This is a genomic window from Dyadobacter sp. (assembly GCF_051859145.1).
Classification (GTDB): domain Bacteria; phylum Bacteroidota; class Bacteroidia; order Cytophagales; family Spirosomataceae; genus Dyadobacter.
Map to the genome: position 1 here is coordinate 1 of NZ_JBHYGF010000256.1, position 6207 is coordinate 6207.

Here is a 6207-nt window from a genome sequence, read left to right on the forward strand (position 1 = left end):
GAGCCTAATGCCGTCGCCGAATTGGCAGAAGCGATGGACCTGTCTCCTCCGGAAAGGGAAGCTTGGCCAGAAGCAGTTGTGTAAATGCCAAAAGCAGTTGAGTAATTTCCTTTGGCTACCGAGCTTAGACCGAAAGCAGATGAGCCGAGACCAATGTTGTCGTCTCGCCACATATTACCGTCGCAAAATCCAGTCATAAAAGCATACTTCCTGGGATACCACACAAGTCTGGGTCAGTCTCCGACAAATGGCAATATGCTGCCAGCATTCTCCTGGCCTGACTGTATTATTGGCTCATCGTTTTTCCAGCGGTCGCTTTGTTTGGCATGGAGTGCATAAGGTACGCTCACCAGTTGCGTCGAACCCAGACTGACGTAGTTGTTACCTCCATTCAAATCCATTTCAGTATTCAAGAAGTAATATCCGGATTCCCATTTGATATTTGAAAAGTTGCCGCTGATGACTGTACCCGCCCCAATAAGTACAGTAAAGACACCTTGTTCGTTTGCCACCGTATGGTGCTCTTCCTGGTAAACATTTGAACTCAGCAATGGATGAATGCCAAAGCGGAGTGAAATATTCTGATTAGCTGCGGCCTTTCCATCCGGAAGTCTGGCGAAGCCCTGAAAGGTGAAGAAGTCACGGGCGGACTGGGCTTGCGTGATGAGCGACAGGCAGCATGCCCACAAAATAAGTAATGCAGATTTCATATGATTTGCTTTCAAGATGTGATTTCTGCCATTTAGAAGGGCGGGCAGATTTACGTACATTCTTCAAAGTAAATCGGTGACAACCGCGTAGGGTAAACCCATTACCCAGCGGCTAGCGCGGTTTAACAAGCGGATTTTCTTAATCCGCAGAGTATTTATTTCTATCCTCACATTTAACATTCGAATATCACCAAACCTTGTCAGACGAGTTTAGTAACTCGTGGTTATTTTCGAAGAAAACATTGTCAGATTGCTGGAATCCTTGTTTATGTGAATAATTTCATATCTTTTTGTACCCCTGGTTACATCTTGTACAATCCCTAGAAGAGATAGTTTTATACAGATAACAACCGATACCTTTATTTTTCCCTGCTCTAAGTTCTAAGCTAATAATTCCCGGTATAATTACGTTTTTACCTCGAATAGGATATTTGTAACTTAAAGTTGAATTATTAATTGTGTGATTTAGACACAGATACAAAGGAGGTGAGGGCAGCACGAAGCAAGAATTCTAAATGTTTAACTATTTTTTTTACTATCTACTAATTTATACGTTCGATCTATGAGAATTTCTAGAAGAAGAAGGGACCGGAACCTAACACGGTACTTTTATTCTCTTGTGCTGACTATGCTGGTCAGCGCCGCTGCATTCGCACAGGATGCCGCAGTCAAGGGGAAAGTTAACGATGAGCAAGGACAAGGTTTGCCGGGAGTGAGTGTGGTTGTAAAGGGGACTTCGGTGGGAACCGTTACCGATCTGGAAGGTAATTATACGGTAAATGCACCCGGGACCGCGACGCTGGTCTTTTCGTTTATTGGTTACATTACGCAGGAAATTCCGCTGGCCAACAAAACCAGCCTTGATGTAAAAATGCTTGTTGATACCAAGGCGCTGGACGAGGTAGTTGTGGTAGGTTATGGTACAGCAAAAAAAGCTACGTTAACGGGCTCAGTTACAGCAGTTAAAGGTGCTGAATTACAAAAAGCGCCGGCAACTAACCTTTCCAATACACTTGGCGGCCGCTTGCCTGGTGTTTCTACTGTTCAGGCGAGTGGTGAACCTGGTTACGATGGCTCTGCAATCCGTATCCGTGGTACCAACTCACTGGGTAACAGCAATGCACTGATCGTTGTAGATGGTGTACCTAACCGTAGTGGTGGTTTGGACCGTTTGAACCCGGCTGATATCGAAAGTATCTCTGTTTTGAAAGATGCAGCTGCGGCTATCTACGGTTCACGCGCGGGTAACGGGGTTATTCTGATCACAACAAAGAGAGGAAAAACAGGTAAGCCACAGTTGGCATACGACCTGAATATGGGTATGGCGCAGCCAACCCGTACTCCTGAAATGTCGAATGCAGCTGAATACGCTACGATCCGTAACGAGTTGCAGATTTATGATAACCTGCCGGTAGGGCAGTGGGGAGGCGCATTGCAAGGTTTCAATTCCAATGGTGCGTATACACGTACTGACAACGGAAACGTGCTGAGCGCTGTGTTTACACCTGCTGATATCGACCGTTTCAGAGATGGTTCAGATCCGTTGATCCACCCAAATACAGACTGGTATGATGCGGTAATCCGTAAATGGTCTCCGCAGCAGCGCCACAACCTGCAATTGACAGGTGGTAGCGACAATATCAAATACCTGGCTTCATTGGGTTACATCAACCAGGAAGGTAACTACGTAAATTCGGCGACAGGCTACAAGCAATATGATATGCGTGTAAACCTGGATACCAAAATCAACAAATATGTAAGTGCCAACCTGGGTATTGCATTGCGTGAAGAATTCCGTCGCTTCCCGAATGGAGGTGGTGCAGGCGATATCTTCCGTATGTTGATGCGCGGTAAACCAACCGAGATCGCAATCTGGCCGGATGGTCGCCCTGGTCCTGACATTGAAAATGGTCAGAACCCGGCTGTGATCACAACCAATACAACAGGATATAACCACGACAAGCGTGACTACATCCAGACTAACGGAACACTGGAAATCCTTATTCCTGGTGTGGAAGGTTTGAAAGTAACAACGATGGCTGCATTAGATAAGCAATTGCGCCGCCAGAAGTCTTTCCAGAAACCGTGGACGCTTTATTACTGGGACAAAAAAACCTACGAAGCTGATGGAACCACGCCATTCCTGACAGGAACAGTACGCTCTACTTTCAGCGATCCGCGTTTGCAAGAAAATGCTTCTCAGGAGCTTTCTATCCAGCTTACAGGTCAGGTTTCTTACGAAAAAACGATCAACGATCACAACTTCAACGTAATGGCGGGTATCCAGCGTGAAAAGGTGGATGCTGACGGTTTCTTCGCATACCGCCGCTACTTCATCTCGCCGGTTGTTGACCAGCTTTTTGCAGGTGGCGCAGCTGAGCAGAACATCGATAACTTCGATCTGTTCAGACGTGCACGTTTGAGCTACTTCGGTCGTGCGGGTTACAACTACAAGGAAAAATACCTTGCTGAGTTCCTGTGGCGCGTGGATGGTTCTTATGTATTCCCGAAAGAAGGCCGCTTCGGTTTCTTCCCTGGAGTATCTGCGGGTTGGAGGATTTCGGAAGAAGATTTCTGGAAAAACAATGTACGTTTCATGAACAACGTGAAAATCCGCGGTTCATGGGGCCAAATGGGCGCTGAGCCTTACCTGATCGGTACAGAAACACTGGCTGAGTACCAGTACCTGTCTACAATGGGCTTTGGTTCTTACATTATCAATGATCAGGTTGCAAAAACATTGCTGGAAACACGCGTAGCTAATCAGAACTTTACCTGGGAGGTTGCCAACAACTCTAACTTCGGTATTGAAGGTACCTTGTTCCGCGACCGCGTTGCTTTTGAATTTGACTACTTCGTGAACAACCGTTCCAACATCCTGATCCCGAAAGCAGGTTCAACTCCTTCTTCTGCAGGTATCGACGGAAAGCTTCCTCCTCAAAACCTGGGTAAGCTGCAAAACAAAGGATGGGAATTCAAAGTGAGCTACGATGGTAATGCAGGCGATTTCACTTACTCAGTAGGTGTGAATGGAGGTTATGCTAAAAACAAGATCAAGTACTGGGACGAAACGCCGGGTGCTCCGACTTACCAGCAAACTACGGGAATGCCTTACAACTCATTCCTTGCCTACCAATATGACGGCGTGTTCCGCGATCAGTCTGAGATTGACGCAAACCCATTGGATTACAGCGGAATCACCGGCTCAATCCGTCCGGGTGACATGAAGTTCAAGGATATCAACGGTGATGGCAAAATTACTGCTGACGATAAGCTCCGGTCAGAAAAAACAAACCGGCCTCAATTCACAGGTGGTATGAACATCAACCTGGGTTACAAGGCATTTGACCTTTCACTTTTGTTCCAGGGAACATTGGGCGGCTTGCAGTACATCGGTCAGACGGAATCGGGTGACATTGGTAACTACCTGAAATACGCCTACGATAACCGCTGGACGATCGACAACCCAAGCTCAACAGAGCCAAGGCTTGCCAACAGGAACAATACGTATTACACCAACTTCGATATTGCCGGAGCCAATACTTACTTCCTGAGAAGCAACAACTACCTGCGTTTGAAAAACATTGAACTAGGCTACAACCTGCCTTCGGAAATCGGAAGCAAAATCGGTCTGGGTAATTTGAGAGTTTATGTAAATGGACTTAACCTGTTCACCATTGACAAGATCAAGATCTGGGATCCTGAGGCGACCTCTTCAAACGGTCAGTACTATCCTCAGTCCCGCGTGCTGAATGCTGGTGTACGTGTAACTTTTTAAGCAACAATCATGAAATTGAGTTATAAAAATTGGATATTTCTAGCAGCACTTGCCACAACCGGGCTCGTATCCTGCGACACTGAATTTTTGGACGTAACGCCTCCAACTGAAATCCCTGCCGAAGAAGTCTGGAAAGAAGGCGCATTGGCAGAGGGCTTTGTAACCGGTATCTACCAGGGTTTACAGCAAGGCGGGTTCAGCGAACAAATGCTTGCTTCCCTGACGGACGAAGCTGTCTTTACCCATACCGGAAGAAACATCAACACGGTAAACGAAGGAAGCCTCAGCCCGTCAAACCTGGGTTGGGTAGACGATACCTACGGCTGGGGACCAATGTATACCCGCATTCGTGCCACTAACCTGGCATTGCAAAACCTGCCGACTGCTACTTTTACGGATGAGACGCTGAAAGCAAGGTTGATGGGAGAAACGTATTTTCTTCGCGCGTACTACTATCAGCAGTTGCTTCGCTACTACGGTGCTGTACCTATTATTACAAAGGTCTACAACCTGAACGAAGATTATTCTGTGCCTCGCAATACTTATGAAGAGTGCGTTAAATTTGTTGTAATGAATTGCGATAGTGCGGCAATGTTACTCAAAGGCAAGACGCAAGTAAAAGGCCGCACTACGGAAGTGGCCGCATTGGCGCTAAAATCACGTGTATTGCTTTACGCAGCAAGTGATTTGCATGATATGGCTACTGCAAAGGCTAAATCATCGGTTTTAGGTTCTTATCCAAACCCTGAGTTCCTCGGTTATGTTACCGGCGATCGTAAGGCAAGATGGCAGGCTGCTCAGGCGGCTGCGAAAGCTGCACTGGATGCGGGCTCTGGTGGATACAAACTTAACCTGACTGCACCCGTAACAGCAGAACAAGGCAAGCAGAACTATGTTTCTCTTTCAATGGGCGGAGGTAGCCTTGACAAGTCAGTTGATGCATCCGCTGCAAGCGACATCATTTTTGGCCGCTATTTTGTGCCAAGTTTGGCCGAGGGCGCACGCCAGATGGGCTTGAACAATGGTCCTAACGGATACCATAACTGGGCTGGTAATACGCCTATCGGTTTGCTGGTGGACGATTACCAGATGATGGACGGCACGAACTTCTCTTGGACCAATCCAACGCATAAGGCTATGCCTTACGCAAACCGTGATCCTCGTTTTTACGCAACTGTGATGTACGATGGCGCAACATGGAAACCACGTCCTTCTGACGCGAAAGATCCTGCGAACCAGATCCAGACAGGTTCTTATGACCTGCTTGACGATAAAGGTGCATTGTTTAACCGCAAAGGACTGGATACCCGCAGCAGCTCGATCGAAGACTGGAATGGTAGCCGCACAGGATACTATATGCGTAAGTTCATTGACCCAAATCCTGCATTGTACGACAACACCGACCGTCAGAACATCCCATGGCCTTTTATTCGTGTGACCGAAGTAGCATTCAACTACATCGAAGCAAGCATCGAATTGGGTCAGGAAGCGGAAGCATTGACCTGGCTTAACAGAATCCGCTACCGCGCTGGTATGCCTGCGATCAAGGCTTCGGGAACTGCATTGAGAGATGCTTACCGTCACGAGAAACGCATTGAAATGGCCTACGAAGAGCAGCGTTACCACGATGCACGCCGCTGGATGATTGCGAAAGAGACTCTGGGTCGCCCGTTACAGTATATTACGGTAATCGGCAAGTTCAAGCCTGGCAAGAGCATG

General features: G+C 47.3%; 3 protein-coding genes and 1 pseudogene. 2 read left to right on the forward strand and 2 right to left on the reverse strand.

Annotation, left to right across the window (positions count from 1 at the left end; all coding sequences use genetic code 11):
• Together ACTIE6_RS15150 and ACTIE6_RS15155 are read right to left on the reverse strand one after the other, a co-directional pair.
• A pseudogene (locus ACTIE6_RS15150) lies at positions 1-197 on the reverse strand (hypothetical protein); the annotation flags it as partial.
• 36 nt (positions 198-233) lie between these two features.
• Complete coding sequence (locus ACTIE6_RS15155) at positions 234-710, reverse strand: hypothetical protein (protein WP_439557437.1); 477 nt, start codon at positions 708-710, stop codon at positions 234-236.
• Positions 711-1272: 562 nt separating this feature from the next.
• On the opposite strand from ACTIE6_RS15155, the gene ACTIE6_RS15160 reads away from it, so the two are divergent.
• The gene (locus ACTIE6_RS15160; protein ID WP_439557438.1) at positions 1273-4488 is read left to right on the forward strand and encodes a SusC/RagA family TonB-linked outer membrane protein; all 3216 of its coding nucleotides are present in this window, start codon (positions 1273-1275) and stop codon (positions 4486-4488) included.
• Between the two features lie 9 nt (positions 4489-4497).
• A partial coding sequence (locus ACTIE6_RS15165) for a RagB/SusD family nutrient uptake outer membrane protein (RefSeq protein WP_439557439.1) occupies positions 4498-6207 on the forward strand: 1710 nt, incomplete at its 3' end.

Bases quoted from the DNA above. Each gene is read 5' to 3' on its own strand.
- ACTIE6_RS15155 (WP_439557437.1), bottom strand. From the start codon at position 710: ATGAAATCTGCATTACTTATTTTGTGGGCATGCTGCCTGTCGCTCATC.
- ACTIE6_RS15160 (WP_439557438.1), top strand. From the start codon at position 1,273: ATGAGAATTTCTAGAAGAAGAAGGGACCGGAACCTAACACGGTACTTT.